Below are 559 nucleotides of genomic sequence, written 5' to 3'. Positions count from 1 at the left end.
ACCGCCATGGCGATGCCGCCTCCGCCACCGATGGCGGTGTTGCCCGGCATGTTGATCAGCAAGGCAAGGGCAAGCCAACGAAAACGCATCAATCCTTTGAGCCACGGGTGATGCCGCAGTCCGTCCTCGACCGCCGAAATCGCGGGCGAGGGTGGTCCCCTGCGAAAAGGGGCCGGGAGCCGGGATCGGGACGCAAACCGCCCGACCCAATAGGCGATCGAAAGGGCGAGGACCGTCGCGACATAGACGGGCCACGCCATGGACGCGCCGAACACGAGCAGCAAGGCGAGGCCGATTTCGGCTCCGGGAACGAAGGGGATGGCGAGCAGCACCGCGTAGAGCAACAGCAGCGCCCAGCCCGAGACGCGCGACGTCGATGCCTGTTCGAGCAAGGCCGAGAGGATTGGCGAGACGCCCAGCCTCGCGGCCACGATCGCGGTAAAGGCAAGCAAGGCAAAGGCCAGTGCAAGCGTCCAGCGTCGCTGCGGGCTGCTCGCGACAACGACCGAGACCGGCCTCTGTCCGGGCACCGTCATGTCCGGGCCGGTGTCGCGTGGTC

The 559-nt window shown here is 67.3% G+C and carries 1 protein-coding gene; it reads right to left on the bottom strand.

Annotated elements, in window-relative coordinates:
• On the bottom strand, window positions 1-536 hold a 536-nt coding region (locus P6F26_RS19610), incomplete at its 3' end, for a hypothetical protein (protein ID WP_278030395.1).
• Between the last annotated feature and the right edge of the window lie 23 nt (window positions 537-559).

This window comes from Roseicyclus salinarum (assembly GCF_029624655.1).
GTDB lineage: Bacteria > Pseudomonadota > Alphaproteobacteria > Rhodobacterales > Rhodobacteraceae > Roseibacterium > Roseibacterium salinarum.
The sequence above is the reverse complement of the archived record's forward strand: the minus strand, read 5'-3'. Positions and strand labels throughout refer to the sequence as shown.